Origin of the sequence: Erythrobacter sp. LQ02-29, assembly GCF_022576075.2 — a bacterium.
Classification (GTDB): Bacteria; Pseudomonadota; Alphaproteobacteria; order Sphingomonadales; family Sphingomonadaceae; genus Alteriqipengyuania.
The window spans coordinates 1,684,598-1,709,992 of sequence record NZ_JANCNT010000001.1 but is presented as its reverse complement, the minus strand read 5'-3'; the positions used below and the strand labels follow the sequence as shown (position 1 = coordinate 1,709,992).

The 25,395-nt window shown below is 63.8% G+C and carries 29 protein-coding genes; 11 read left to right on the top strand and 18 right to left on the bottom strand.

The genetic code is table 11. The annotated features are described in order from the left end of the window. Positions 1 to 30: 30 nt before the first annotated feature. From MKP08_RS08460 to MKP08_RS08445, 4 genes are all read left to right on the top strand, one after another. Positions 31 to 786 carry a thioredoxin domain-containing protein gene (locus tag MKP08_RS08460; RefSeq protein ID WP_241553453.1) on the top strand — a complete coding sequence of 252 codons (756 nt, stop codon included), beginning with the start codon at positions 31 to 33 and terminating at the stop codon, positions 784 to 786. A gap of 18 nt (positions 787 to 804) precedes the next feature. Further along, positions 805 to 4,233 (top strand): chromosome segregation protein SMC, encoded by a 3,429-nt coding sequence (gene smc, locus MKP08_RS08455; RefSeq protein WP_241553452.1) that lies wholly within the window; start codon positions 805 to 807, stop codon positions 4,231 to 4,233. A gap of 113 nt (positions 4,234 to 4,346) precedes the next feature. Next, positions 4,347 to 5,771 carry a PAS domain-containing protein gene (locus MKP08_RS08450; RefSeq protein ID WP_241553451.1) on the top strand — a complete coding sequence of 475 codons (1,425 nt, stop codon included), beginning with the start codon at positions 4,347 to 4,349 and terminating at the stop codon, positions 5,769 to 5,771. Beyond that, a complete protein-coding gene (locus MKP08_RS08445) occupies positions 5,768 to 6,118 on the top strand; it encodes a response regulator (protein WP_241553450.1) in 351 nt (116 codons plus the stop codon). Before MKP08_RS08450 ends, MKP08_RS08445 begins: the two co-directional genes overlap by 4 nt. A gap of 81 nt (positions 6,119 to 6,199) precedes the next feature. Here the strand turns inward: MKP08_RS08445 and MKP08_RS08440 are convergent, their stop codons facing one another. The 16 genes from MKP08_RS08440 to MKP08_RS08370 form a co-directional block, all read right to left on the bottom strand. Continuing rightward, positions 6,200 to 6,616: a MerR family transcriptional regulator gene (locus MKP08_RS08440; protein WP_241553449.1), complete on the bottom strand. Its 417-nt coding sequence runs from the start codon at positions 6,614 to 6,616 to the stop codon at positions 6,200 to 6,202. Between the two features lie 4 nt (positions 6,617 to 6,620). Then, a complete protein-coding gene (locus MKP08_RS08435) occupies positions 6,621 to 6,920 on the bottom strand; it encodes an integration host factor subunit alpha (RefSeq protein ID WP_215228600.1) in 300 nt (99 codons plus the stop codon). Between the two features lie 135 nt (positions 6,921 to 7,055). Continuing rightward, on the bottom strand, positions 7,056 to 8,027 hold the full coding sequence (locus MKP08_RS08430; protein WP_241553448.1) for a beta-ketoacyl-ACP synthase III: 972 nt from the start codon (positions 8,025 to 8,027) through the stop codon (positions 7,056 to 7,058). Continuing rightward, positions 8,024 to 9,079, bottom strand: coding sequence for a phosphate acyltransferase PlsX (plsX, locus tag MKP08_RS08425; RefSeq protein WP_215228602.1), 1,056 nt, complete (start codon positions 9,077 to 9,079; stop codon positions 8,024 to 8,026). The genes MKP08_RS08430 and plsX overlap by 4 nt, the downstream gene beginning before the upstream one ends. A gap of 37 nt (positions 9,080 to 9,116) precedes the next feature. Further along, complete coding sequence (gene rpmF, locus MKP08_RS08420; protein ID WP_215228603.1) at positions 9,117 to 9,296, bottom strand: 50S ribosomal protein L32; 180 nt, start codon at positions 9,294 to 9,296, stop codon at positions 9,117 to 9,119. Positions 9,297 to 9,461: 165 nt separating this feature from the next. Next, on the bottom strand, positions 9,462 to 10,106 hold the full coding sequence (locus MKP08_RS08415) for an MBL fold metallo-hydrolase (RefSeq protein ID WP_241555575.1): 645 nt from the start codon (positions 10,104 to 10,106) through the stop codon (positions 9,462 to 9,464). 65 nt (positions 10,107 to 10,171) lie between these two features. Then, positions 10,172 to 10,777 carry a cation diffusion facilitator family transporter gene (locus MKP08_RS08410; protein WP_241553447.1) on the bottom strand — a complete coding sequence of 202 codons (606 nt, stop codon included), beginning with the start codon at positions 10,775 to 10,777 and terminating at the stop codon, positions 10,172 to 10,174. Positions 10,778 to 10,826: 49 nt separating this feature from the next. Then, positions 10,827 to 11,483, bottom strand: a complete 657-nt coding sequence (locus tag MKP08_RS08405) for a S24 family peptidase (protein ID WP_241553446.1) — start codon at positions 11,481 to 11,483, stop codon at positions 10,827 to 10,829. Positions 11,484 to 12,003: 520 nt separating this feature from the next. Next, a complete protein-coding gene (locus MKP08_RS14415) occupies positions 12,004 to 12,906 on the bottom strand; it encodes a DNA cytosine methyltransferase (RefSeq protein ID WP_373418080.1) in 903 nt (300 codons plus the stop codon). A gap of 22 nt (positions 12,907 to 12,928) precedes the next feature. Then, entirely contained in the window at positions 12,929 to 13,078 is a 150-nt protein-coding gene (locus MKP08_RS14410; protein WP_373418079.1) for a Com family DNA-binding transcriptional regulator, read from the bottom strand. Positions 13,079 to 13,354: 276 nt separating this feature from the next. Further along, the gene (locus MKP08_RS08395; RefSeq protein ID WP_241553444.1) at positions 13,355 to 14,584 is read right to left on the bottom strand and encodes a phage minor head protein; all 1,230 of its coding nucleotides are present in this window, start codon (positions 14,582 to 14,584) and stop codon (positions 13,355 to 13,357) included. A 2-nt stretch (positions 14,585 to 14,586) separates the two neighbouring features. Further along, on the bottom strand, positions 14,587 to 15,663 hold the full coding sequence (locus tag MKP08_RS08390; protein WP_241553443.1) for a right-handed parallel beta-helix repeat-containing protein: 1,077 nt from the start codon (positions 15,661 to 15,663) through the stop codon (positions 14,587 to 14,589). Then, positions 15,660 to 16,817 (bottom strand): GDSL-type esterase/lipase family protein, encoded by a 1,158-nt coding sequence (locus tag MKP08_RS08385; RefSeq protein WP_241553442.1) that lies wholly within the window; start codon positions 16,815 to 16,817, stop codon positions 15,660 to 15,662. The genes MKP08_RS08390 and MKP08_RS08385 overlap by 4 nt, the downstream gene beginning before the upstream one ends. 35 nt (positions 16,818 to 16,852) lie before the next feature. Then, complete coding sequence (locus tag MKP08_RS08380) at positions 16,853 to 17,296, bottom strand: hypothetical protein (protein WP_241553441.1); 444 nt, start codon at positions 17,294 to 17,296, stop codon at positions 16,853 to 16,855. Between the two features lie 111 nt (positions 17,297 to 17,407). Next, positions 17,408 to 17,956 carry a DNA-binding protein gene (locus MKP08_RS08375; protein WP_241553440.1) on the bottom strand — a complete coding sequence of 183 codons (549 nt, stop codon included), beginning with the start codon at positions 17,954 to 17,956 and terminating at the stop codon, positions 17,408 to 17,410. A 106-nt stretch (positions 17,957 to 18,062) separates the two neighbouring features. Next, on the bottom strand, positions 18,063 to 18,323 hold the full coding sequence (locus MKP08_RS08370) for a helix-turn-helix domain-containing protein (protein ID WP_241553439.1): 261 nt from the start codon (positions 18,321 to 18,323) through the stop codon (positions 18,063 to 18,065). Between the two features lie 47 nt (positions 18,324 to 18,370). Here MKP08_RS08370 and MKP08_RS08365 point away from each other — a divergent pair, with 47 nt between their 5' ends. Further along, positions 18,371 to 19,096, top strand: coding sequence for a LexA family transcriptional regulator (locus MKP08_RS08365; protein WP_241553438.1), 726 nt, complete (start codon positions 18,371 to 18,373; stop codon positions 19,094 to 19,096). On the opposite strand, the gene MKP08_RS08360 is transcribed toward MKP08_RS08365, so the two are convergent. Then, positions 19,093 to 19,500: a hypothetical protein gene (locus MKP08_RS08360; protein ID WP_241553437.1), complete on the bottom strand. Its 408-nt coding sequence runs from the start codon at positions 19,498 to 19,500 to the stop codon at positions 19,093 to 19,095. The two genes, MKP08_RS08365 and MKP08_RS08360, sit on opposite strands and share 4 nt — an antisense overlap. Positions 19,501 to 19,598: 98 nt before the next feature. Between MKP08_RS08360 and MKP08_RS08355 the strand changes: the two genes are divergently transcribed. After that, on the top strand, positions 19,599 to 21,041 hold the full coding sequence (locus MKP08_RS08355) for a P-loop NTPase fold protein (RefSeq protein WP_241553436.1): 1,443 nt from the start codon (positions 19,599 to 19,601) through the stop codon (positions 21,039 to 21,041). Next, positions 21,038 to 21,391 carry a thermonuclease family protein gene (locus tag MKP08_RS08350; RefSeq protein ID WP_241553435.1) on the top strand — a complete coding sequence of 118 codons (354 nt, stop codon included), beginning with the start codon at positions 21,038 to 21,040 and terminating at the stop codon, positions 21,389 to 21,391. Before MKP08_RS08355 ends, MKP08_RS08350 begins: the two co-directional genes overlap by 4 nt. A 261-nt stretch (positions 21,392 to 21,652) precedes the next feature. Here the strand turns inward: MKP08_RS08350 and MKP08_RS08345 are convergent, their stop codons facing one another. Beyond that, positions 21,653 to 22,315 carry a hypothetical protein gene (locus tag MKP08_RS08345; protein ID WP_241553434.1) on the bottom strand — a complete coding sequence of 221 codons (663 nt, stop codon included), beginning with the start codon at positions 22,313 to 22,315 and terminating at the stop codon, positions 21,653 to 21,655. A gap of 121 nt (positions 22,316 to 22,436) precedes the next feature. On the opposite strand from MKP08_RS08345, the gene MKP08_RS08340 reads away from it, so the two are divergent. From MKP08_RS08340 to MKP08_RS08325, 4 genes are all read left to right on the top strand, one after another. Then, on the top strand, positions 22,437 to 22,667 hold the full coding sequence (locus tag MKP08_RS08340; protein ID WP_256970033.1) for a hypothetical protein: 231 nt from the start codon (positions 22,437 to 22,439) through the stop codon (positions 22,665 to 22,667). Positions 22,668 to 22,743: 76 nt separating this feature from the next. Beyond that, entirely contained in the window at positions 22,744 to 23,934 is a 1,191-nt protein-coding gene (locus MKP08_RS08335; RefSeq protein ID WP_241553433.1) for a PIN domain-containing protein, read from the top strand. Positions 23,935 to 23,993: 59 nt separating this feature from the next. Further along, positions 23,994 to 25,001: a hypothetical protein gene (locus MKP08_RS08330; RefSeq protein WP_241553432.1), complete on the top strand. Its 1,008-nt coding sequence runs from the start codon at positions 23,994 to 23,996 to the stop codon at positions 24,999 to 25,001. Positions 25,002 to 25,045: 44 nt separating this feature from the next. Continuing rightward, positions 25,046 to 25,387 carry a capsid cement protein gene (locus tag MKP08_RS08325; RefSeq protein ID WP_241553431.1) on the top strand — a complete coding sequence of 114 codons (342 nt, stop codon included), beginning with the start codon at positions 25,046 to 25,048 and terminating at the stop codon, positions 25,385 to 25,387. Positions 25,388 to 25,395 lie beyond the last annotated feature (8 nt).

Below are 25,395 nucleotides of genomic sequence, written 5' to 3'. Positions count from 1 at the left end.
TCCCTTCCGAAATTGCGAGGACTCCGTTCGATGATTGCCCAGTTCCGTTCCGCCCTAGCCGTCATGGCGCTCCCCCTGGCACTCTCGCTGGCCGCATGCGGTGATTCCGCCGGCGAAGCGAGTGCGGCGGCGCAGAGCGAGCCGGTGGCCAAGGTCGCGGCACCCGCCGGCGCGCAATGGGTCGATACGGTCAAGACCACGCCGGAAGGCGGCTGGCTGGTCGGCAATCCCGACGCCCCGATCAAGCTGGTCGAATACGGCTCCGTCCTGTGCCCCGCCTGCGCCGCCTTCGGCGTCCAGGGCATGGAACCGCTGATGAACGATTACGTGAATTCGGGCCGCGTTTCCTACGAATTTCGCAGCGTCCTGATTCATGGCACCGCCGATCTTGTGGTCGTGGCGCTGGATGCGTGCGGCCCGCCCGAGGCGGTGGTTCCGCGGGCGGAAGCGGTATGGCAGAACCTGCCCGAAGTGATGGAAGGGCTGCAGGGTAACGCCCAGGCGGCCGAGGCGGCGATGCAGCTGCCCGAAGACCAGCGCTTCGTCGAATATGCCGCGCGTACCGGGCTGCTCGATTATTACGCGAAGCTCGGCCTCAATCGCGATCAGGCGCGCCAGTGCCTGGCCGATGCCGGCAAGATGCGCTCCATGGCGGAGCAGATGCAGGAACAGGCGGGCAAGGAGAATGTCCAACGCACGCCGACCTTCCTCGTCAACGGGCGCGAGGTCGAAGCCAGCAGCTGGGCGCAGCTCGAACCGCTGCTGCAGCGCGCCGGGGCGCGCTAGGACGACAGACCCGCGCCCATGGAGATCCGGCGGCTCAAGCTCAGCGGTTTCAAGAGCTTCGTCGAGCCTGCCGAACTTCGCATCGAACCGGGGCTGACCGGGGTCGTCGGCCCCAATGGCTGCGGCAAGTCCAACCTGCTGGAGGCGCTGCGCTGGGTGATGGGCGAGAACTCGCCCAAATCCATGCGCTCGGGCGGGATGGAGGATGTCATCTTCGCCGGTACCGAGGCGCGCCCGGCGCGCGACTTCGCCGAGGTCGTGCTGCAGGGCGTGGACGGCGAGGGGGAAGAGCTCGACGTCACGCGCCGCATCGAGCGCGGCGCGGGCAGCGCCTACCGCGTCAACGGCCGCGACGTGCGCGCGAAGGATGTGGCGCTGACCTTTGCCGATGCCGCCACCGGCGCGCACAGCCCCGCGCTGGTCAGCCAGGGCAAGATCGCGCAGGTGATCGCGGCCAAGCCCGCCGAACGGCGCATGATGCTGGAAGAAGCAGCGGGGATCGCGGGGCTTCACGTCCGCCGCCGCGATGCCGAGAGTAAGCTGCGCCAGACCGAGGCCAACCTCGCCCGGCTGGAGGACCTGATGGCGGGGCTCGACAGCCAGATCGCCTCGCTGCGGCGGCAGGCGAAGCAGGCCAAGCGCTATCGCACGCTCTCCAAAGAGATCGCCGTGGCGGAGGCGCGCGTGCTCTACGCCCGCTGGCGCGATGCCGCCGCCGCCGCCGAGGAAGCGCGCGCGGAGGCAAAGCGCGCCGACGCAAGCGTCGCCGAGGCGCAAGCCAGAGCGAGCGAGGCACAGAAGGCGCAGCGGATCGCCGCCGAAACCCTTGCCGAAGCGCGCGACGAGCTGGCCGACCGGCGGGACGACGCCTCGGCCCATGGGCACCGCATGACCGCGCTGACGGACCAGCTCGAGGCGGCGGAGGAACGGCTTGCCGACCTCGACCGGCAGAAGGCTCGGCTGGAGGAGGATCGGGGCGAAGCCGACCGGCTGACGCGCGATGCCGCGGAAGCCCTGCGCAAGCTGGAGAGCGACCTCGCGGCGGCGCGCACCGCACTGGAAGAGGACGAGGCACGCCGCCCCGCCCTCGCCCGGCAGGTCGAAACTGCCGAAAGCGCGGCGCGCGCCGCCGAACTCGCGCTCGCGCGCGCGACCGCCGATCACGCCGGGGTCGAGGCCGACTGGCGCGTGGCCGAAGCGACGATCGAACAGGCACGCACGCGCCTCGAACGCCTCGATACCGAGATGCGCCGACAGGCCGAAACCCGCCGGGCGCTGGGCACACAGGGCGATCCCGACGCAGCGGTAGCGGCGGCGCAGCGCGAGAGCGAGCGCGCGGCGGAGCGCGCCGAGATGCTACGCGCCGACGTCTCGCGCCTGCGGGAGGAAAAGGATGCCCTGCGCGAACGGCGCGACGCGGCGGCGGATCAGCTCTCCGTAGCGCAGGCCGAACTGACCGGGCTCGAACGCGAACACACCGCGCTCGACCGCGACCGGCAGGCGCGCGAGCGGCAGGCGAAAGGTCATGCGAAACTGCCTGCCGCGCTCGACCGGGTGCGCGCGGCGCCGGGCTACGAGCGCGCACTGGCCGCGGTGCTGGGGCGCGATGCCAAGGCCCTGCTCGGCACGCCCGAGGGAGAGGCGGAGGGCCGCTACTGGACCGGGCGCGACGGTGCCTTGCCCCCTGCCGTGTCCGACAGCCTCGCCGCGCAGGTCACCGATTGCCCGCGCCAGCTCGCGGCGCGGCTGGCGCTGGTCCATGTCGTCGATGCCGACGACGGCCGCCCGCTCGCGCCCGGCGAATGGCTCGTGACGACGGGAGGGCGCCTGCGCCGCTGGGACGGTCTCGTCGCGGACGGCGAAGGGGCCGCCGAAGCGGCGCGGCTGGAAGCGGCGAACCGGCTCGCCGAACTCGAACAGGCATTGCCTAGCCACCGCGCGGCGCGCGACGAGGCGAAGGCTGCACAGGACGACAGCGCCGCGCAGCTCGCGGAGGCGCAAGCCGCGCTTGTCCGCACAGAGCGCGAGGCGCAGGACGCCGCCGAGACCGAGCGGCAGGCCCTGCGCGCGCTCGATCAGGCGGAGGCCGCGCGCGAGCGGCTGGCGGCGCGGCTGGCCGAGCTGGCCGAGGCCGAAGCCGCCACAGCGGAGCAGCGCGAGCAGGCCGCCGCCGAGCTGGCGGACGCCACGGAGCGGCGCGACCGGCTGCCCGACCCCGCTGCGGGTCGTGCGCAACTCGAAGCGGCGCAGGCGAAAAACGAGGCCGGCCGCTCCGCCATCCAGGCGGCGTTGGCCGAACTCGCCGCGCTCGATCAGGCGCTCGCCGTCGGGCGCGAACGCGTCGGTGCGCTCAAGAGCGATCAGGCGAACTGGCAGGCGCGCTCTGGCGAGGCGGCGCGGCGGCTTGCGGGCATGGAAACCCGCTTCGAGGAGATCGCCGGCGAACGCGCGGTCATCGCCGCCAAGCCGGAAGGGCTGATACGCGAGATCGAGCAAGGCGATGCCGTCCGCGCCCGGCTGGCGGCCGCGCTGGAGGAGGCGCAGGGCAATGTTGCCGTCGCACAGGAGCGCGCGGACGCGGCCTCCGGCGCGCTGGATGCGGCCAACGAGGCCCTGTCTTCAGCGCGCGAGTCCCGCGCCGGGCTGACCGCGCGGGCGGAGAACGAAGAGGTGCGGCGCACGGAAATGGCGCGCCTGTCGGGCGAGCGTTTTCAGTGCCCCCCGCCCCTGCTCGGCGAACGGTTCGGCTTCGACACCGAGACCGTCGCGGATCGCGATGCCGAAGCGGAAACGCACGAGCGCCTGATTGCCAGCCGCGAGCGGATCGGGCCGGTCAACCTGGTGGCCGCCGACGAGCTCGAGAAGATCGAGCGGGAGCACGGCGCAAGCGCGGAAGAACAGGCCGAACTCGCCGAAGCGGTGCATCGCCTGCGCGGGTCGATCGGCAATCTCAACCGCGAGGGGCGCGAGCGCCTGCGCGAGGCGTTCGAGCGGGTCGACACCCATTTCCGCCGCCTTTTCACCAAGCTGTTCGAAGGCGGGAGCGCGCATCTGGCACTGGTCGATAGCGACGATCCGCTGGAGGCCGGGCTGGAGATCTTCGCCCAGCCGCCGGGCAAGAAGCTGCAATCGCTCACCCTGCTGTCCGGCGGCGAGCAGGCGCTGACCGCTATCGCGCTGATCTTCGGCCTGTTCCTGACCAATCCTGCCCCGATCTGCGTGCTGGACGAGGTCGATGCGCCGCTGGACGATGCCAATATCGACCGCTTCTGCGACCTGCTCGACGCCATGGTGCGCGAAACCAGCACCCGTTATCTGATCGTCACTCATAACGCCGTGACCATGAGCCGGATGCACCGCCTGTTCGGCGTCACCATGATGGAGCGCGGCGTGTCGCGCCTGGTCAGCGTCGACCTGGGCGAGGCGGAGCGGATGGCAGCGGAGTAACACCGCCATCAGAAACGTTCCAATCCGGGAAATCTGCGATGAACCGATGAAACCAAACACCCCTTGCGATCATTGAGCCCGCAAAAGCCGGTATTGTGGGTTCCCGGGGGATTATGAGTATCGATTTCGAGCACGTCCTTGGCGCTTCGCCGAACCCGTATGTGATTCTCGATACCGATCTGGTCATCGTCTGGATGAACGATGCCTATCTGCGCGCAACCATGCGTGGGCGTGGCGATCTCGCAGGGCAAAAGATGTTCGACGCGTTCCCCAGCGAAGAGGGGAGCGAGAGCCACCAGCTGCTCAAATCGTCTCTCGATCGCGTACTGAAAACGGGGGAGCCGGACGAACTCGCCTTGATTCGCTACGATATCGAAAACCTCGACGGATCGACCGATGCCCGTTACTGGAGCGCCACGCATACCCCGATCCACGAAGGCGGGCAGTTGCGCTATATCCTGCAACATACGGTCGATGTGACCGAGGTCGAGAAGCTGCGACAACACAAGGATGCCATGGGCATCTTTCGGCGCGCCAAGAGTGTGCAGGACGAAAACCGCACATTGCGGGACGAGACGCGAAGGCTGCTCGCGTTATTCCATCAGGCACCGGGATTCACGGCGGTATTGATGGGAACCGAGCATCGCTTCGCCATGGCGAACGAGGCATATCGCGAACTCGTGGGCCGAGCTGACGTCGTGGGGCGCACGGTGGAAGAGGCGCTGCCAGAGGTTGCCGACCAGGGTTTCATCGAAGTGCTCGATAACGTCTATCGCACCGGCGAACCCTATTTCGGTCGCCGCGAGGAAGTCTTCCTGGTGCCGGAGGGCGAGAGCGAATCGCGGTCGCGCTTCCTCAATTTCGTCTTCCAGCCGGTTCTCGATGACGACGTCGTTCGCGGGATAATCATCCAGGGCAACGACGTAACCGACGAGGTGCTCTCGCTGGAGCGGCAGCAATCGCTGGTCAACGAGCTTAATCACCGGGTCAAGAACACGCTGGCGATCGTGCAGGGGCTCGCCATGCAATCGTTCCGCACCGCCGAAACGGAGCGTGGGCGCGTGGTATTCGAGGCGCGGTTGCGGACGTTGGCGACGGCTCACAATCTCTTGACCGAGGGGTTCTGGGGTGCGGCCGAGGTTGCAGATGTCGTGCGGCAGTCCGCCCAGGCCACGGCGAGAGATGCACTGGCACGGATCGATTTCTCGGGCGATCTGGTGCGATTGCCCCCGCAAACGGCCGTTTCCCTTGCGATGATCATCCACGAATTGTGCACTAACGCCATGAAATACGGTGCTCTATCCAATGAAAGCGGCTCCATCGCGATACGGTGGCACGTCGTCGAGAACGGAGCGAAGGCCTTGGTGTTCGAATGGAAGGAACAGGGCGGGCCCGCTGTAACGCCCCCCGAAAGGCCGGGTTTCGGCACGCGGCTTATCTCACGCGGGGTTTCCGATCGTTCCACCGGTTCGGCCGAGGTCGCTTACGAGCCGGATGGGTTGCGCTTCTCGATGCGGGCGGAGCTGGAAGCGGCATGAATCTGGCAGGGAAGCGCGTGCTATTGGTGGAAGACGAGGTCATCATCGGGTTCGCGCTCGACGACATGATTTCGGATGAAGGCGCGCAAACCACGCTTGTCGCATCACGCGCCGATGCGGAGCGGGCGCTCGCCGAAACGGATTACGACCTCGCAATCATCGACGTGAACCTGAACGGCGACCTCAGTTATCCGCTGGCCGATGTCCTGACGCAAAAGGGCTGCCCGTTCATTTTCGCCACTGGTTATGGGAATGTCACGCACCCCGACCGGTTCGCGCAGGTTCCCACGGTCGGGAAGCCCTACAATCTGACGACGATCATGCAGGCCACGACGGAGGTCTTGTAGCTTCCGACGCGATAGCACCGGCATCGAGAAGGTGGCAAAGCCCGGCCAGCTTCCGCATCCGCAAAAACCGGGAAGGCCGTTCTATGCGTTCAGCGCTTTCGCTAGACTGTCGCGGATATCCGTCAGTTCCGACAGCAAGTCGCTAGCGATGGTGGCGTTTTTCGCGTCGCGCCCTTGCTCCGGCGCAACCTCTGCCGTGTCCGTTTGCGGCGCGCTTTCGGTCCCACCCGCGACATCGGAGCGGCCATCCTCAATGGCCTGGCGCGCACCCTTGATGGTGTAGCCCTCGACATTGACCAGCCGGTCGATCGCTTCGACCAGGGCAACGTCGGCGGTTCGATAATACCGCCGGTTGCCGCTGCGCTTGAGCGGCTGGAGCATGGGAAACTGTTCTTCCCAATATCGCAGGACATGCGGACGGATGTTCAGCGCGGCACTGACTTCGCCGATGGTGCGCAGCGCCCCTTCGTCCTTCCCGTCCTCGAACCGCGCCGCCACCGGCTTAGAGCCCCGAAATGCGATCCCGCAGGATCTGGCTGGCGCGGAACGTCATCACCCGGCGCGGGGTGATCGGCACTTCCTTGCCCGTCTTGGGATTGCGACCGATGCGTTCGCGCTTGTCGCGCAGCACGAAGGTGCCGAAGCCGGAGATTTTCACATTCTCGCCGCTTTTCATGGCTTCGCACATGTGGGCGAGGATCGATTCGACCAGGTTCAGCGACTCCGCGCGGCTGAAGCCCATCTTGCGGTTGATGGTCTCGGCCAGATCGGCGCGGGTCAACGTGCCTTGGGAACGGGACATATTCGGTCAAATCTCCTGCTCGTTCGGTGCGGACCCGCGGTAAAATCCAACATAGATTAAACAATTAGACCCTAGACCGCAAACCGTACCTCGGGGCAATCCCCTAATGACACAGCTTCGCCAACCCCTGCCGGATCAGTACCGCGCGAGGCTGGCACCCCAGGTGAAGCCGCCGCCCATCGCCTCGAACATCACGAGATCGCCGCGGGCGATCTTGCCCGAACGCACGCCGTGGTCGAACGCCAGCGGCACCGACGCGGCCGAGGTGTTGGCGTGCTGGTCCACGGTGACGATCACCTTCTCCGGCGGCAGGCCCAGCTTGCGCGCCGTGGCGTCCAGGATGCGGGCATTCGCCTGATGCGGCACGACCCAGTCGATTTCCTCCGCCGTCAGGCCTGCGCCGTCCAGCACTTCCCTCAGCACCTGGGCGAGATTGACGACAGCGTGGCGGAACACCTCGCGCCCCTTCATCCGCAGATGGCCGACGGTCTGCGTCGTCGAGGGACCGCCATCGACATAGAGGAGATCGTGCTGCGCCCCGTCGGCATGGAGCGCCGAGGCGATGATGCCCGGTGCGCCCGCCTCGTCCCGGAACTCCTCGGCTTCCAGCACCAGCGCACCCGCGCCGTCGCCGAACAGCACGCAGGTGGTGCGGTCTTCCCAGTCGAGGATGCGGCTGAAGGTTTCCGCGCCGATAACCAGCGCCCGCTTCGCCATCCCTGTGCGCAGCATCGCATCGGCGGTGGTGAGCGCATAGAGAAAGCCCGAACATACCGCCTGCACGTCGAAGGCGATGCCGCCGGGCGTTCCCAGCGCGGCCTGCACCTTCGTCGCCGAAGCGGGAAAGGTATTGTCGGGCGTGGAAGTCGCCAGGATGATCAGCCCGATGGAATCCGCGTCGAAGCCCGCATCGTCCAGCGCGGCACGAGCCGCGTCGGTCGCGAGGCTGGCGGTGGTCTCCCCCTCGCCCGCGAGATAGCGCTGGCGGATGCCGGTGCGCTCCACGATCCATTCGTCGGTGGTATCGACACGCTCGGCCAGCTCGGCATTGCTGACGCAGCGCGCCGGCAGGGCGGAGCCGGAGCCCCGGATGACGGAACGGATCATTTCGCCTCCGCTTCGCCGCCATGCGCCCAGCCGCTCCGGTTGAGCTGGGCGAGATCGTCGGCCACGCGTTTGGTCAGGTCTTCCTCCAGCAGCCGGGCGGCGACGGCGACAGCATGCGCCACGCCCTTCGCGCTGGCGCTGCCATGGCTTTTCACGACGACGCCGTTGAGGCCCAGGAAGACCGCGCCATTGTGGTTGTTCGGGTCGAGGTGGTGGCGCAGCAGCTCGGTCGCCGGGCGCGAGACGAGGAAGCCGATCTTGGAACGCAGCGAGCTGGTGAAGGCGTTGCGCAGCAGGTCGGTCACGAAGCGCGCCGCACCTTCGATCGCCTTGAGCGCGATATTGCCCGAAAACCCGTCCGACACCACGACATCCACTTCGCCGCGATTGATCTTGTCGCTTTCGATGAAGCCGTCGAAGGTCAGCGGCAGGTTCTTTGCAGCCTGCAGGGTCGCCGCCGCATCGCGCAGTTCCGGCGTGCCCTTCTGCTCCTCGGTCCCGATGTTCAGCAGGCGCACGCGAGGCGCGGTGAAGCCGTTGACGATGCGCGAATAGGCCGCGCCCATGATCGCGAACTGGACGAGGTTGCGCGCATCGGCTTCCGTATTGGCGCCCAAATCCAGCATCACCGCATCGTGTTCGGCCAGGGTCGGCAGCAGCGCGGCGAGCGCCGGGCGGTCGATCCCCGGCATCGTGCGCAGCGCCAGCTTGCTCATCGCCATCAGCGCGCCGGTATTGCCGGCGCTGACCGCGGCCCCCGCCTTGCCTTCCTTCACCGCGTTGACGGCCAGACCCATGCTGGTGGATTTGGCCCGGCGCAGTGCGCGGGACGGCTTCTCGTCGCCGCCGACGACATCCTCGCAATGCAGGATTTCGGACGCCGCGCGCAGATTGGGGTGATGTTCCAGCGCCGCTTCGATGCGCGCGCGGTCGCCGACCAGCAGGAACTGGAAGCGGTCGTGATCCCGGCGGGCGAGAGCCGCGCCGTCGATCATCACGCGCACGCCTTCGTCACCGCCCATCGCGTCGACAGCGATACGCGGCAAAGTCATGGCGCTCTCCTGATTATGGGGCCGGGGCCCCGGATCGTCAGAGGCTCGGCGCGAGAACTTCGCGACCGTTGTAGAAGCCGCAATGCGGGCACAGATTGTGCGGGCGCTTGAGCTCGCCGCAATTACTGCATTCGTGGAAGGCCTCGACCTTCAGCGAATCGTGGGAGCGGCGATTGCCGCGACGATGCGGCGATACTTTTCTTTTTGGGACAGCCATGGCGGCACCTGTTCCTGCGAAATACGTCTAAATCTATGTCTTGGACCGCTTAGGCGAAGGCCGGAGCGCGCACAACCCATGGGGTCGGACGCCCTTGAAAGCCCAGCCGAGCGGGGAAGCAGCGCCCTATAGCGTGATTCCGGCGCAATGCAACCGGTTCGCGCCCTAACCTGCCAGCGCAGCGTCGCCCACGAAGGGATTGCTCTGCCGTTCGCGGCCGAAGGTGCTGGTCGGGCCATGGCCGGGAATGAAGGTGATATCGTCGCCCAGCGGCCACAGCTTGCCCGTGATGGCGTCGATCAGATCCTGGTGATTGCTCATCGGAAAATCGGTGCGCCCGATGCTGCCCTGGAACAGCACGTCGCCCACGATCGCGAAGCTGCTGGGCCGATGGACGAAGACGACATGGCCCGGCGTGTGACCGGGGCAATGGAACACGTCGAGCGTCAGTTCGCCCACGGTCACCTGGTCGCCGTTTTCGAGCCAGCGGTCGGGTTCGAAGGGCTCGCCCGGCGTGCCGAAGCGGGCCGCATCGTCGGCCAGGCGCGCGATCCAGAACCGGTCCGCTTCCTGCGGCCCCTCGATCGGCAGGCCCAGCTCCTTCGCCAGCACACCTGCCTGCCCACAATGGTCGAGATGGCCGTGGGTGATGAGGATCTTCTCGAGCGTCACTCCGGCGCGCTCCACGCCCGCCTTCAACCGGTCCAGATCGCCGCCGGGATCGACCACCGCACCGCGCATGGTCTTCGTACACCAGATCAGCGAGCAGTTCTGCTGCAGCGGCGTGACGGGAATGATCGCGGCCTTCATCGGCGGCTGGGTCTGGCTATCGGGCATGGGCAACGATGTGGCCGCAGGTCCGCCGCGATGCAAGCTCAGACGGTCCGTCGAGCTTGGCGGGCCTCCGACACAATCTCGACCGCTTCGCGCAGGACATAGAGGCCGATCGCGGCGCCGACGATCAGGTCGAAATAGCCGATTCCGGTCGCGAGCACGGCCAGGCCGCTGGCGATGACCGCGGCATTCGCCACCACGTCCGCCCGGGTGAATATCCACGCGGCGCGCAAATGCACCTCTCCCCGGCGATGCGTTGCCAGCAGACGCAGCACGATTACGTTCACCACCAGCGCAATCGAGGCGACCGCGATCATCCAGGGCCCCTCTGGCGCGGTCCCGGCAAAGAAGCGCCGCGCCACCTCCGCCAGCAGCCCCAAGCCAAGTGCGAACAGCGCGATGCCGCTGCCCAGTGCCGCATTGGCCTTGAAGCGGGACGATGCGCCGATCGCCACCAGCGCGATCGCGTAGACGGCAGCGTCCGAAAGCATGTCGAGCCCATCGGCGATCAGGCCGGTCGACCCGGCGCGCAGGCCGCTCGCCAGTTCGACGACGAACATTACCGCGTTCAGCGCCAGCGCGATACGCAGCGCATGCTTCTGCGCAGCCGTTTCCAGCGCCGGGGGCTCGCATCCGCAATCGCTCATGCGTAAGGACCTTGCATTGCTGGCGGCGCGCCGAGGAAGTGAGCGCGGATCATAGCCGCCCGCCTTTCCAGACCACACGCCCGACCACCTCTATCTCGGCCAGGTCTACCTCGAGCGCGGGATAGGCCGGGTTCTCGCTCAACAGGGCGACCCGGCCATGCCCGGCGAGTGCCACCCGCTTGACCAGCGGGGTATCGTCCATCCGCACGATATGGATCGCGTCGCGCAAGGGGCGCGGCGTGCGATCGACCAGAATTTCGTCGCCCTTGCGCAGCAGCGGCTCCATCGAATCGCCTTCCACCGTCAGCACCGACAGCATCCTGGGGTCGAAGCCATTGTCGCGCAGCCAGCGGGCGGAGAAGCCGAAATGGTCGAACGGTTTCTCGCCCTGCGCGAATTGCCCCGGTCCTGCCGACGCGGCGATCCCCAAACGCGGGATGGCGACGAAGGATTTATCCGCCTTTCCGCCGCCCGCATAGGAATTTTCCTCCCGACCGCCGAGCTCGCTTTCCGCCACGCCAAAGAATTCGGCTAGCCGCCGCCGGTCGCCTTCCTCCAGCTTGCGAGGACTGCCCTTGCGCACGAACTGCTGCAAATAGCTGGGATTGCGCCCGATCATCTCCGACAGCGCGGCAAGGCTGGCGCGCTTTTCCTGCGCCAAGGCGAGCAGGCGCTCGCGCGGTTCGGATGATGGATCGGACGTCATGATCGTCCACGCTCCCTACCAGTAGGAAAACTCCTAGACAAGTAGGATTTCGAGTGGAACGAATCAGAACAGAACAGGAACACAGATTCGCAGCCTTCGGAGATCCTTCCATGCTGATACGCCGTATCGAGCGATTCCTCAGGGAATTCGACATTGTGATGCGCCATTTATTCACTCTCGGTGATAAGGCGGGATTTGGCGTGATCTGCTGGGATGAAATGGGACTGTAACCAGCGGAAAACGGCGCATTCGTGAGGCGTAGGCGTCCTCCGGAAACCGACTAAATTTCTGGCACATCTTTAGGTGTCGTCGCGCGATCTTGAGGCTGAAAACCGCGGAAACCCGTTTCGATGTCCCAGTTACAGACCAACGGTGTCCCACTTAGTGCGAAGGCGCGCAAATCCGCGGATAAGCTAACGCCCAACTGTCGAAACTGGGACAGTTCAGCGTTGAGAAACCGGGACACGCTTTATGCGCGTCCCGGTCCATAGTGCTGGCGCGACGTGGGATCGCTTATTCATCACATGAAGGCAGCGCGGAGAGTGCGCCACGCATACGCTGCCGCCAAACTTGAAACCCCGTTACCGACTCCTCGGGTGCGGTCCAATCGATCGGCCATCCGAACATGAGCTCGTAGAAGCGCGGGTTGGAGATCAGGCCGCTTACGAAGGAGGTCTTCCCATGCTTCAAGCTCACCCGGACCGGGAGCGAAGAGGGGCAACGGTCGCTCAGCTTTACCCCCAGAGCCGCTAGTAGGAGCCAAAGCCAAGTCCAGATCCGCGCTGCGTTCTCCAGCGAGTACTGGCCCGAGCTCGACGGAACGATGTCCAACGGGCTCTTCGGTGATACCCTTCCCGAATCGATCAGCAGTTCGGGGTAATACCCGGCATCGGTGGCGGTCGGCGTCGGCCATGATGAAGAGGCGTCGCCGGCGGTGGCGAGCACCGACTTCTCGCGCCGTGAACAGGCCCGCTTTTGTGTCAAAGCCCAAGTCCTGAAGGCAGGTCGCGACCTCGGCAAATCCCAGATCGATGTGGCCTTCGACGTTTTCCGCGAAGACAATTGATGGTCGGACTTCGTCGATGATGCGTGCAACTTCGGGCCAGAGGTGTCGGGGGTCATCTTCAGCTCTTCGTTTCCCGGAGACGCTGAATGGCTGGCAGGGATATCCGGCAGAGAGGATATGAACGCGGTCACGCCACGCTCGGCCATCGAAGGATTTGAGATCGTCCCATATAGGCGCCTGATCCAACGCCTCGTCTTCCATCCGCGCCACGAGAGTGGCCGCTGCATGGGCTTCCCGCTCGACGTAACACACAGTTCGATATTGGGGTTCGGCGATGCTGATGCCGAGGTCCAGTCCGGCATATCCGGCACAAAGCGAGATCCCGAGAAGTTTGGTAGGTTCGGTATGTGAAGCCACAAGGACTTTCTCCACAGGCTGCTCAATTGGCGCTCTGGGGAGGGCTCGAAGGCCTCAGAATGTTGAAATGGCGGCAACGGCGACACTTTACCTCGACGCGGCCCACCAATGCGTTCCGTTCTGCTTTGAAAAGTAGCGCACCGCAAGATGCGCATCGAATCGACTCCTTCATTTAGAATACCTAGTAGGACCCCCGCCGTGACGGCCGGGGGAGCTAAGGGTCGAGCATGCCGACCCAAGGTGCGAGTGACAGCTCGCGGTTCAGGCTGTTTGCGCAGCCTGACCGCCCCCGTTAGAGGGCGATGTTCATTGAAAATTCGAGTTCGCGGCGCTAAGTCAGCGCTGCGACGCGCGCGACACGGTGATTTCTGTAGGCCGTAGCACGGGTTTCCGATCCGGAGCGCTTTGCGGGAGATTACAGGCCCCGCCGCGCGTCGCGTCCTATCTCTCACGATAACCTCCGATCAAAGATCAGATCGGCAAGTCCGCTCTGTGACTTCGCGCGAATGCGGCGAGGCGACGATCGGTGAACGCTGGAAAGGTAGTTTTCCGTCCCATCAGCGGTTGTCTTTAGGACGACCTCGTAGAGGTTCCCGTCATTATCTTGTCCGAACATCACTAGGTGGTTACCGCGCTCGCGGAAAACGACCTGCGGTGTGTCGATGATGCGAGCAGCAAGCCGATACTGCTGGGCCTGGAGATCGAACCGACCCCTCATGGCCTGCTTTTCCATCGTCGCCCGCGATAATCGGACGATACCAGACTGCGCGCCAATGATCGCTCGCCGATTTGCGTTCAACCAAGCGAACGGGAAAACCTGATCAGGAAGAGCGATGAACTGCTCGAATGCCGGATCTTCTAAGATGTCTGCCAACAGGGTCTGCGCCTGCTTTTCAAGACCAGCCTGTTCGGCCATTCTGATAGAATTGAGCGCCTTATCGGCGATCGCACGAAGGTGCGCGGTGCCAGGATTGTAGCCAAATCCGGGGTGAATGCCGGCGGGCACCATTATCGGTTCGCGGCGACCGGAAGCATGGAAGCGGGTGGCTGGGCCGTCCTCGGGCGGTGTCGAGACCTTCCAACCCTTTCGCTGCATGCGAGCTTCCGAGACTTGCTCGAAATGGCACTTGCAGCCCCACCCGTTGGGCGGGACATGAGCCTGCCACCATGGATGATCGACCGGCAGGATTAGACCGTGCCAGCTCAGATGGTCCTGTCGCGGATGACGCCGCCAATGATGCGAAAGATAGCGTAGATAGGGAAAGCGATCCTTCTCACGCTGAATTTTCGCCCAGGCCCCCGCCGCCTCCGACATCCTGAGGTTCGTATTGAAGATGGTTTGCAAGCGGCGTTCATTGACGATGATCGTCTCGGTCGTCCCGGTGAGATCGGGATCGGCTACCGATCCCCACCAGCCCGACTTTTTGAGCTCGGGTAGCAGATTTGCCTTCCAGCTTTCGAAGGTCCCCCCGTTGCGGATCACAGTATCCAGAGACGCCCGAATGCTGCGCAGGAGGTCGAGGCGCGCGATCTTGGCTACCGTGAAGGCGGTAGCGTGGTCCTCGTGCATCATCTCGTGCCAGCGCACCGATGGACGCAGTTCTTCGCGCAGCTGCCATACCCGCACGGTGTCGTCCGGGGGCAGAAACATGGTGAGGCGAAGGTCCGGGGACGGCATGGCTAACCTTCCGTTCGTCCATCGAGCGATGCCAAGAGCTGGTCGAGCTGGTAGAGGCCGCGCCGCCCGAAGTTCACCATGCCGTTCACTTCGTCGCGCGTCTTCTGAAGCCGCGCTCGCAAAACCTCCGCGGGCATTGCTTCCTCGGGCGCGTGCAGCGGAGCCGGCTCGGGCTCCGGCGGCACTGGCTCACTTGGAGGCGCTTCCGGGTGATCATCCTCGATCTCGGTTGGGCGATCATCCCACGCCACGATCCGGTTCGTGTCGGCCGGCACCTCTTCGATGAACCGGGGAGCCACGTTCCCGTCGACGACGCCGCCATAATCCTTAATGCGCAGAGCGCCTTCGTTCTCCGATGTGGTGGCGATGATGACGTTATCGACCACCTCGCCGCCGGATGCACCGCTGACCGCGATCGCATTGATGAGCGCGTCCACGGCCCTGCATCCCTTGACCGATACTCTCCCGAACTCCGGCCGGTCCATCTTCGGATCGTAGAGACCGCGGACGAAAACCACTTGGATCGGCAGCCCGGCCCCACGCTCGAAGGTGCAATCTTCCACTAGGATGTCATCGTTGTCGCTTTTGGCTTCCGGCCAGAACTGGAGGAGGTCAGGGTGATCCCCCTTGCCGCCAGTGTTGACCGGGTAGAAATCCGTTCCGTAGATCCGCCGCGCCCGAAACCGGCTTGCACCGCCACCCCCGATTGCATCCTTGCGAATGTTCCGGAAGTCGATGTCCTCGAAAGTCATTCCGGTGCAGATGTCGTGACGAATGCCGTTCTTAAGCCCATGGAACCACGCATTGCGAACCGTGATGTTCTCGCAGTGCTGGAAAAGAAACCCGTCCGCGCTGCGGTCTTCACCCACCACCTCGATCCCATCGAACACGATGTTGCGCGAGCGATCGAACCGGAACGTGCGCCGGGTATCGTTCGGGGCCTTCCAGAGGCCGCCCCGAATGGTGACGGAGCTGTCGAACGTCACGTCACGCGCGTAGAACGGGGCCACTGTATCGTCGCCTAGCTCGATGGTTTCACCGCCGGTGCAACCGGCCAGCCGCTGCAGAAGATCGATCATCCGTAGGCTCCTCGTACTATCAGCGCCGTCTTGATCGCGTCGCCCAGCGCGGCACCCTCGACGGCGAAGACCGGGGCGCGCGGGTGAAAGGCGTCGTAGAAAAGATTATTCGCGTTCATTTCGCTGTACGGAGCAGGCGAGGTCGCAGCGAAGCCAGCCTGCGCGTAAAGCACCGGCGCATCGATCAGCTGGCACCCGTTGGTCGCGGCCAGCTCATAATAGGCTTGGCGCATCGTGGCCTCGCTCCAGCCATTGCCATCGTCATACTGGGCGATCGGGTTGGGAATGGTCAGGATCACCGTCGCGCCGACCGACAGCGCCTTGTTGATGATCGTCTGCATGTTCGCCTTGAACGCGGCGTAGGACACCGGGGCCGGGCTGCTCGGCCGGGCGTCGTTGATACCAAGATCGATATTCACGATGTGCGGTGCGACCGCCGCGATCGCATTGAGCGGCGAACAAGGATAGGTCGCGCCGATCCAGTCCGTCGTGGTCCAGTTGCGTGCGCCCGCATTCATGCAATGGACGCGGGGGGCGCTGGCGTCGAAGGCATTGACGACGAAGGGCCCGTGCACCAGCCCGCTGATCCGCGCGAAGCGGATCGTGTGTGTCCCCAGCGGCATGGTATATTCGGCGCGCACGAAGCCCTCCGCGCCGTTCTGATCGAAGGTCGCGACCGGCGTCGGGTTGCCGTCGAGATACAGACCGAACGTGCCGAAGTTCGTCGCGCGGACGTACCAGAATTCGACCTTGCTGACCGGCACCGTAGGCGTAAAGGAATAGGCTTGCCCGGTCGACAGGCGGAACTGGCCGTTGCCGCCCAACGACGGGGTGCGCGAGCTGTTGCCGAACGGGGCGTTCTCGGTCTCGATGGTGGAGCGATATTGAGGCCAGGTTGCTGCGGTGCCGTTGTTGTTGTCGCAACAGATCGCTTCGCTGGAAGCCGCAATGCCGAGCGCGTTCAGCCGGTCGCGCGCCTGCACCGGGACCGATTTGGGATAGGCACCGGTGATTTCCGGCGCGATCCCGGTGCCATTCCCCGCCCCTACGCCTGCGGAAGTGCTGTCGCCGATCGTCAGAAATCGCTGGGAGGCCAGCAGCGACGCCGGAATTACACCCCCTCCCGCCGTTAGAGGAGATGCCCGGACGGACATTGCGAGTCCCATACCAAGGCCGCCCAACATGGGCATTATGCGAACAGGCCCATCAGACCGGTCGCGGTTGTTCCTTCCGCTAGAACACGAATTGGGGCGAACGGGCGAATCTGACCCTTCTCGAAAGAGAACGTCTCGGCGTTACCGTCTGCTCCTTGGAGCACTACCAGTCCTGCTTCGCCTTCGCAGGACATCGCATCCGGTATCATCGGCAGATCATTGTCGTCGTCCGGAACGATAGCTGCCCAAGTTTTCGCACTGCCAAGCTTCGATGTGACGGCTATCGCCGCGTCCTGCTTCGCCTCGGTTGCGCTGCCAGGGCTCTTGACCGGCAAGGGCTCGTCCTCCCCCACCTCGCGGTATTCGCCGTCGTCGCCAAACCCGAACTTGTTGCGGGCGACTTTCACCGGCCGACCGCCGATTTCGACTTCGTCGAACGCGAGCTCGTCGCCACCGGTTGTTGTCACGTTATCGGCCATGAGTGGTTCTCCTGCAAAAAAGGGTGATTTCGGTCGGTCCGGTGTTCACGGACTGGATGGTAAGCGCGCCGAGCTCGTGCGTGATGGTCGATCCGCTCTCGGGGAGAGCGATCAGGTTCGAGCGGGGGATGACGATAGTAGCCGCGTCAGGCCCGCATCGGCCCGGCCAAGCGAGAGCCTGCGGGTCGACTTGAAGCCGGACGGATCGCGCAGGCTCTGGAGGGCGAGCGCGTGGCGATCCTCGGCCGCGGCGATGAAGCGCTGCAGGGTGCGGAGCGAGGGCACCGCGTCGAACTGCGCCGCGATCATCTCGCGGATGACGGCGGCGGAGAGCTTGCGGCTCGCGAGCCAGCCGACCACCGCGTCGGCGATCTCGGAATGGTCGGTGAAGAAGTTGCGCCCGGCGGGGCGACCGCGCTTGCCGGGTGCCTTGCGGGTGTTGGTATTGGCCGGGAAGCGCGAGACCAGGTCTTCGCGCGCTGGCTGCGGCAGGTCAGCGACGCGGTAGAGCCTGCCCCCGCCGCGTCCGGTCCGCTCGATCCAGCGCCAGCCCTCGCGGTTGGCGAGGCTGTTCACCCGCCGCTTGGTCGAAGGCATTTCGTCGAGGCCGAGGTCCGCGATCTGCTGCGCGGACAGGTGGCGCGGCACCCGGCCACTCACGAAACCGTCTCCGGAAGAAGCGGAACGAAATAGGGACAAGACACGCGACGCGCCCGGTGATAGGCCTGCGTTATGCGAGGTTTCCCATGCTGAAAACGGCCCGCGCTCACGCGACTTCGGCCCTCTTCGCCGTGCGACGGAGCATGATGCGTCGTCCGTTGCGGTGGTATCGCGAGGGCCAGATTTCGGCCGGCTTGCGCTCGATGAAATCCGCGATGATTTTTTCGGCCCGGCCCGAAACCCGCGCGCCGATCGCCGCGATCAGGGTCTGCTTCGACAGGCCGTTGTCTTCAGCCAGCTCCGTCATCGAGATCCCGCGCTTGTGGATCTCGGCCTTGATATCGGCGGGGTGCATGTCGGCTGGCACGAATTGCTCCTGTCAATTTGGACGACATTAGGAATATGTCAGGCAAAGTGTCAGGTCAACAGGAAAACGATAACGCGTTCGTCGCGGGCTGGACCGCCGCGTCCGCGCGGCAGCTGAAGGCGCTGGTGAAAGAGTTCGGCAGCCAGGATCAGGTGGCGAAGCGAGCGCAGATCTCGCGTCAGTCCCTTTCCGAGATCCTGCGCTTCGATCCGGCGGCCGAGCTCGGCTCGCGGCCGCGCTATCGCAGCCTGCAGGCGATCTGCGATGTCATCGGGGCCGATCCGCAGGCGGTGATCGATGCCGGGGCCGGCGACGACGACGCGGACGAGGAAGAAGACGGCGATGCGGTGGTGATCGTGCGGCGCTACCGCGCCCAGGCCTCCGCCGGGCCGGGGCTCGTCCCGCTACCCGACGGCGCGGACGAGGGGATGCCGTTTCCCCGCCGCTTCCTCCGCCAGCTCGGTATTTCCGCCAACCAGGCCGCGATCGTCGAGGCGCGCGGCGACAGCATGCAGCCGACGATCCTCAATGGCGGGCTGCTGCTGCTGGGCCGGACCGAGGAGATCGTGGACGCGGGCGTTTACGTCTTCGGCCGCGAGGGCGAGGTTTCGGTGAAACGCCTGCACCCGCTCGACCGGGGCGAGGATGGCAAGCCGCGGACCCTGGCGATCGTGTCGGACAACCCGGCCTATGCGCCCGAGACCCTGACCGGGGAGGAGATCAACGCGATCCGCCCGATCGGCCGGGTGCGCTTCGTGATGACCGAGCTCTAGCGCTTCCAGCGCGGGCGGAAGTCCTCGCACCCCGTTGACCAGGCATCCTCGAAGGCGGCCTTCGTCTGCCGCGTGATTTGCTGAGTGACGGGTGAGTTGGAGACGGTGAGTTCGGGGATCGTGTCGATCAGAATGTCGCCATTGCCGCCCGCGTTGTAGATGTAGCGGCGCTCCGTCACATATTCGCGCGCCGCTTCGCCCGGCGCGAAGGTCCCGCAGATCGTCCCGGTCGCCGGTTCGCCGAGACTGTACCAGCCAGGCGTGAACTCTCGCGGTCCCATGATCGCGAATTCGGCATCGACCAGCGCTTTGGCGGGCTGCATCTCGGCCTCCGGGACCCAGGCGGTATCGCCGCAACCGCTCAGGGCCATCAGGCCGGCGAGAATCATCGCAAGGCGTCGCATCGGTCCGATCCTATACGCAAAAACCACGAACGAATAATGCTCTGACAGAAGTGTCCCGCTTCGCTATTCCTGTCGCCGGAACAAGGGGAAAGGGTAACATGAGCGAAGAAGGCGACATCTGGGAAGGCGACAAGCTGCAACGCAAGGAAGAAGCCAAACGACTGATAGGCTATCTTGAAACAATGGCGACTCGCAGGTCGCTGCGCGAAGATAGCCACGGCTTCGTCCTTGCAGTCGATGCGCCTTACGGTCGCGGCAAAAGCTGGTTTCTCAGGCGCTTCGCCAAAGAGATGGGGAAGAACCACCCTGTCGCCTTCGTTGATGCATGGACCGACGATCTCCAAGACGAACCGCTCGTCGCCTTAGCCGCAACATTGCGAAATGCGTTCGATCAACCATCGCACCAATCTCCAGAGTTGAAGGCTCGCTTGGCCAAGTTCGTCGATCGCGCCGGCAAGGTGGCGAAAATTTCAGCGCTTGGAGCCTCGAAAAGGGCTTTGGCTTATCTCATCACGGAAGGGGCGGTCGAGGCGATCGGCGCAATCGGCGATGTCTCCGAAGATGGGGAGAAGGCAATCGGAAAGGCGACGGATGAGGTCATCGAGAAAGCGATCAAACAAACTCCGATAGCATCGGTATCGATGGAAGCGCGGATCGATGAATTCAACCAAGCTCGCACCGAGGTCGACAACATGAAGGCTGCTCTCCGCGAACTTGTCGCAGGAGTGGGCGAGGAAAAGGGGTTGGAACTTCCGATTGTTATCGTGATCGACGAACTCGATCGCTGTCGGCCCAACTACGCGATCAAGCTACTTGAGGAGATCAAGCACCTCTTTGACGTCGAAGGCGTGGCCTTCGTGCTGGGCATGCACGCTGGCGCTCTACGCCACTCGGTGGCGGTCCCCTACGGAGTAAATTTCGACGGCGCGGCCTATCTCGGCCGCTTCGTCAATCAGCGCTACATGCTGAAGGATGTACCACTTCATCGCATTCTCCACGACTTGATTGAAGAACGCGGGTTGCCGATTGATCGGCTTCGCGCGCCGCAAGTTTACCAAGACGAGAGGGGCGCTGTCGAAATCCATCCGGGATATCTCATCGGATACTATATGCATGCCGCCGGTCTCGGCCCTCGCCACGCGTTCCCTGTAGTAGACAGGTTGGAAAATTGTCTGGCGCTCACTCAGGGCGCGCCTTTGATGTTGCCGCTACTCATACCGATGATACTTGCCGATCAGCAGGGTGAGCCATTTGAAAATTGGGGACCACAAAGGCTGCAAAGCTGGCAATTCGTGTTTTTTAGCAACTACGATCCCGGGAGTGGTCACGTAACATTTGATGAGGCACTCAGTCGGCTAAAGAAATATGCTAACATCGCCGAAATCAATCGATCTTCTATCATGAAGCAAGAAGACCCTGTCGGGGATTACTTCATCGACTTTTGCCGTATTGAGCCACGAAACTTGTTGTCCAACCCTAGCAATTACGAAGAACTTCTCTCCCTTGTCGGACGTTTTAAGAGCATTTCCCCGGCTTCATGATGCTCGCGCTGACCCTCGCAGCCGCCACCCAATGCATCGCCTATGTCCACGACGCGGACACCCTGAAGCGGTGCGATGGCACCCGACTGCGCCTCGAAGCGATCGATGCGCCGGAGCTGGAAGGGTCGCCATCCTGCCGTTCGGCCAAGCAGCGATCGCGGCATTGGTGCGACTACCGCAAGGGCGAGGAGGCCAAGCGCGCGCTGCAGCGCATCATGGCGAGCGGCAAGGTGGAGATCGTTTATTCCGGCCGGACCGATCGCTACCGCCGCCCCCTGGTCCGGGTGATGGTAGACGGCCGCGACGCGGGCCATGAGCTGATCGATCGCGGCCTGGCCAGGAAGTGGTGATGGACAAGCGACTGCTCCGCATCGAGTTCGCCTTTCTGTTGCTCTGCTATGCGGTGGTGATAGGTGGCTTCGCGATGAAGCTACTTCGCTGACCCAGGTCCAATCGATCTGTTAGCCCGCAAGGCAAGCCATCGCATCAGATCGAAGTTGGCGAAATTTCAACGCTGAGGGCACCGAGAGTGTTGCCGCGGTCCGGAAGGTGCTAAACGCTTCGGTTGCGCCTGTGCGGGGCTTCACACCCAATCACAGGCCCTACGAGCTTTAGGCGTCAACCTTGCTGTTTATCTCCGGCCATAATGGCCGAACCTCTTTTTTCATGAATGACACGTCGTAAATCCAGCACTGCCGCAAGCCCTCTGCCCTGTAGCTAATTGCGCAATGCAGCTCCCCGGAAGAGGTGCGCGAAACACCAACGCCCATCCGTGAAATATTAATAGGAATCTTCCTTAACGGCGAACCCGCTCCCATCCTTCCCCAGGCATTCAAATACCGCACAAACATTTGATCCGATATCTCCTGCGCTATTTCTTGTATTTTATCGAAAGCCTCTTGGCTTCCGTCATCTACCACGCCTCGGGCGTGCATCAACGAATGGAGTATTTCTGAGAATTTTATGTCGGGGGCATGCTGTTCCGGAGCAGGTTTGGTCGGAGATTTTTTGATCTGCTTATCTGTGACATCAGGAGGTATGTTCAACCGTACATATTCGAATAGGCCATAAACAAATAGAAGAAGAAGCAAGTAGGACCATACCCATAAAGGAAGCAGCGCCCCGGTCTTATCCCAAATTCTCGGAATTTTTGGTAGCCCGAATTGGTTCGAACCGACGTCCCAAGCGGACATCGCACCCAGTAAGATAGTCCCATAGCGGACAACCCTGTATTTCCAGATGGCTCGCAAAATTGAGCGGCGTGTGTTCTCCATCAACCTCGCATATCACCGCTTTCCCGTAGTCGGGAGTCTGCACCCGTCCGTTCTGAACCTCGTAGTCGCATACCGAGACACCCCCCTTTATCTTGTTCCTGTTGTGTTCCATCCGCAGCGTATGGCCCGCTACCGCATCGATTCGCTCGGCGACCTGCATCGGCATGGATACTGGATCCGGATCACCTGCCGACATTGCGGGCGGGTGATCCATGCCAATCCCGCTGCGCTGACGGTCGCGGCGATTCACCTTGACGTCTCGCGCTCGATCGAGCGGCTCGCGCGCAAGCTCCGCTGCAGTCGTTGCGGTCGGAAGAGGCCGGATCTCCAGCCCTGCTATCCGCCGGGTTAGGTTCCCCTCGGCCAATTTCCATTGATCGGAGCTCGCCGACCGGGTTAATCGTGCCAGCGCAAATCGGGGGCAGGAAATGAAAGACGATAAGGGGCAAAGTGAAAGCGGCGCGGAAGAGCAAAGTCCGTTCGCACTCCGCAAGGCCTTTCCAGATGCGCAGGGCATTTTCGACGCGCGCTATGAGAAGCTGGACGCGATCAAGGACGACTGCTTCGTAGCCCTCGACGCGAACGTGCTTCTGCTCCCGTACGAATTCGAGGAAGCCAGCCTTTCCGAGGTCAGCAAGGTCTATGAGGAGCTCACCCAGAATGGTCGCCTGGTCATTCCCGCGCAGGCGGCCCGCGAGTTCGCCAAACACCGCTCCGCCAAAGTGGCGGCGATTGCGAAATATATACGGGACCGCGCATCTCTGACCGGCCCCGGTTCTGCGAAGAAGATTGGTGCTCTGAGTGGCTTCGCAAAATACGGCGAAGCGGAGCAGAAAGTGAGGGAGGCCCAGGAGCCGCTGAAGGAAGCGCTAAAGGCTATGCGCGAGATAGCGGACGAAATTTCCTCGGACGTTGGGGAAGACCCGGTTTCGATAGCCTACCGAGATCTGTTCGGAGGGGTTGTCGCCCCCGATCCCGAATGTCTGAACGACGAAGAAGCGTTCCGCAAAGAGGCTCAAGGCAGGTACGCAGAGCGGCGTCCCCCCGGATATAAGGACGACAGGAAGGAAGATGGCGGCTTTGGCGATCTGCTGATCTGGAAAACAATTCTCGAGGAAGGTGAGAAGCGCAAATCTCACTGCATATTCGTGACTGGAGACCAAAAGCAGGATTGGTATGTCCAGTCCGACAAGAACCCATTTCAGCCCAGGCTGGAGCTGTTGGAGGAATATAGGGCTGCCGCGCAGAAGACGGTTCACATAATCCCACTTTCCCGCCTCCTTGAGCTGTTCGAGGCAGATGCAGGAACGATTGAGTCGGTACAAAAGGCGGAGAAACCGACAAAGAAATATGAATCATCACGGACTTGGATGATGAAGCCACAAGAGTGGACAGACTTTGTCAATCCTCACGAAAGTATTAGGTCGCGAGATGGAAGACTTGCCGCTAGGTCAGAATTGTTTCACATCGAGATGAATAAAATGTTGCTAAATGATAAGCTCGAGAGAGAGCAAGACCCTATTGAGCAATGGCGGCTTCATGAAGAGATAAACAGTCTCGAAATTCGACGTCGTGATTTGCTGGCGCAGCTCGCGTCGATGGGTGACGAAAAGGATTGATATCCCGGTAAGCTAGCGCACCGGGATAACGGCCGCCGGACCCGCCTAGGGCGGTCGGCATGGATCAGCCGACACCCGCCACCCCTTCCATTCGCATTCTGCGCCCCGGCACCTTCACGTCGGTCGAGGGCAAGCAGATCACTTTCGGCCAGGCCGAGCTGCAGGCGATCGCCGATGGCTACGATGCGGACAGCGATCCCGCCCCGCTCGTCATCGGACATCCGAAAATGGACGATCCCGCCTGGGGCTGGGTCGGCAGTCTCTCCGTCGAGGGCGGCGAGCTGGTCGCGCGGCCCGACACGATCGAGGCCGGTTTCGCCGAGCGCGTGCGCAAGGGCGATTATCGCAAGGTTTCCGCCCGGCTCTACGAGCCCGGCAATCCCCACAATCCCAAACCCGGCTCCTTCTACCTGAAGCACATCGGCTTCCTGGGCGCGCACGCGCCCGGCGTGAAGGGGCTCGGCACCGTCCAGTTCGCCGAGGGCGAGGAGGACGCGACCGTCACCATCGACACGCAACCCAAGGAAGAACCGATGTCCGACAAGACCAAGCCCGCGAAGCCGACCACCACCACCGGCGGCGATCAGGATGCCAGCTTTGCCGAGCGCGAGGCCGAGCTGACCCGCCGCGAGCGCGAGGCCGACGAACGCGAGCGTAAGCAGAAGAAGGCCGCCGCCGACGCCCGGCACGAAGCGAATGCCAGCTTCGCCGAAGGGCTGGTGAAGGACGCGAAGCTCGCCCCGGCGGGCAAGGACCTGGTCACCGGCCTGCTCGACCGGCTCGGCGAGCTCGATACCGACGCCACCGTCAGCTTCGGCGAAGGCGAGAGCATCAAGCCCGAGGCGGCGCTGAAGAAGCTGCTGTCGGACGCGACCCCGCTGATCAGCTTCGGCGAGCAGGCCAAGCCGACGCCGCACGGCAACGGCCATATCAGCTTCGCCGCGCCCGCCGGCTACTCGGTCCCCGAGGAGAGCCAGCAGCTCCACGCCGCGGCGAAGAAGCTGCAGACCGCGAACCCCGATCTCCCCTGGATGGACGCCGTCCGCCAGGCGCAGGCCGGCGCCTGATCGCGCCCGCCGACCTTCCATCCCGCAACCAGGAGTAAGCCCCGATGGCTCGACTGCCCCACATTCCCCTTCTCGCCCTGACCGTTGCCAGCGTCGCTGCCCCGGTCGCCGTCAACACCTTCGTCGGCTTCGACGACCAGACCGCCGGCGCGGGCGAGGATGCGCTCGGCATCGCCGATTACGACGCCGAGACCGGCACTGCCGTCGCGGTGACCGTCATGGGCACCCAGCGCGTGATCGCGGGCGGCGTGTTCAACAAGGGCGACGAGATCGAGGTTGGTGCCGGCGGCAAGGCAGTGGCGCTCAACGCCGGAAAGAAAGTCGCCAAGGCGCTGGAGGACAGCGCCGGGGACGGCGTCTTCGTCACCGTGCTGCTGACGCCCTGATCCAGCGG

Coding starts and splice junctions, on each gene's coding strand:
- MKP08_RS08460 (WP_241553453.1), top strand. CDS start 31: ATGATTGCCCAGTTCCGTTCCGCCCTAGCCGTCATGGCGCTCCCCCTG.
- smc (WP_241553452.1), top strand. CDS start 805: ATGGAGATCCGGCGGCTCAAGCTCAGCGGTTTCAAGAGCTTCGTCGAG.
- MKP08_RS08450 (WP_241553451.1), top strand. CDS start 4,347: ATGAGTATCGATTTCGAGCACGTCCTTGGCGCTTCGCCGAACCCGTAT.
- MKP08_RS08445 (WP_241553450.1), top strand. CDS start 5,768: ATGAATCTGGCAGGGAAGCGCGTGCTATTGGTGGAAGACGAGGTCATC.
- MKP08_RS08435 (WP_215228600.1), bottom strand. CDS start 6,920: ATGTCCCGTTCCCAAGGCACGTTGACCCGCGCCGATCTGGCCGAGACC.
- MKP08_RS08430 (WP_241553448.1), bottom strand. CDS start 8,027: ATGATCCGTTCCGTCATCCGGGGCTCCGGCTCCGCCCTGCCGGCGCGC.
- plsX (WP_215228602.1), bottom strand. CDS start 9,079: ATGACTTTGCCGCGTATCGCTGTCGACGCGATGGGCGGTGACGAAGGC.
- rpmF (WP_215228603.1), bottom strand. CDS start 9,296: ATGGCTGTCCCAAAAAGAAAAGTATCGCCGCATCGTCGCGGCAATCGC.
- MKP08_RS08415 (WP_241555575.1), bottom strand. CDS start 10,106: ATGAAGGCCGCGATCATTCCCGTCACGCCGCTGCAGCAGAACTGCTCG.
- MKP08_RS08410 (WP_241553447.1), bottom strand. CDS start 10,777: ATGAGCGATTGCGGATGCGAGCCCCCGGCGCTGGAAACGGCTGCGCAG.
- MKP08_RS08405 (WP_241553446.1), bottom strand. CDS start 11,483: ATGACGTCCGATCCATCATCCGAACCGCGCGAGCGCCTGCTCGCCTTG.
- MKP08_RS14410 (WP_373418079.1), bottom strand. CDS start 13,078: ATGAAGGAGTCGATTCGATGCGCATCTTGCGGTGCGCTACTTTTCAAA.
- MKP08_RS08395 (WP_241553444.1), bottom strand. CDS start 14,584: ATGCCGTCCCCGGACCTTCGCCTCACCATGTTTCTGCCCCCGGACGAC.
- MKP08_RS08390 (WP_241553443.1), bottom strand. CDS start 15,663: ATGATCGATCTTCTGCAGCGGCTGGCCGGTTGCACCGGCGGTGAAACC.
- MKP08_RS08385 (WP_241553442.1), bottom strand. CDS start 16,817: ATGTCCGTCCGGGCATCTCCTCTAACGGCGGGAGGGGGTGTAATTCCG.
- MKP08_RS08380 (WP_241553441.1), bottom strand. CDS start 17,296: ATGGCCGATAACGTGACAACAACCGGTGGCGACGAGCTCGCGTTCGAC.
- MKP08_RS08360 (WP_241553437.1), bottom strand. CDS start 19,500: ATGCGACGCCTTGCGATGATTCTCGCCGGCCTGATGGCCCTGAGCGGT.
- MKP08_RS08355 (WP_241553436.1), top strand. CDS start 19,599: ATGAGCGAAGAAGGCGACATCTGGGAAGGCGACAAGCTGCAACGCAAG.
- MKP08_RS08350 (WP_241553435.1), top strand. CDS start 21,038: ATGATGCTCGCGCTGACCCTCGCAGCCGCCACCCAATGCATCGCCTAT.
- MKP08_RS08345 (WP_241553434.1), bottom strand. CDS start 22,315: ATGGAGAACACACGCCGCTCAATTTTGCGAGCCATCTGGAAATACAGG.
- MKP08_RS08340 (WP_256970033.1), top strand. CDS start 22,437: ATGGCCCGCTACCGCATCGATTCGCTCGGCGACCTGCATCGGCATGGA.
- MKP08_RS08335 (WP_241553433.1), top strand. CDS start 22,744: ATGAAAGACGATAAGGGGCAAAGTGAAAGCGGCGCGGAAGAGCAAAGT.
- MKP08_RS08330 (WP_241553432.1), top strand. CDS start 23,994: ATGGATCAGCCGACACCCGCCACCCCTTCCATTCGCATTCTGCGCCCC.
- MKP08_RS08325 (WP_241553431.1), top strand. CDS start 25,046: ATGGCTCGACTGCCCCACATTCCCCTTCTCGCCCTGACCGTTGCCAGC.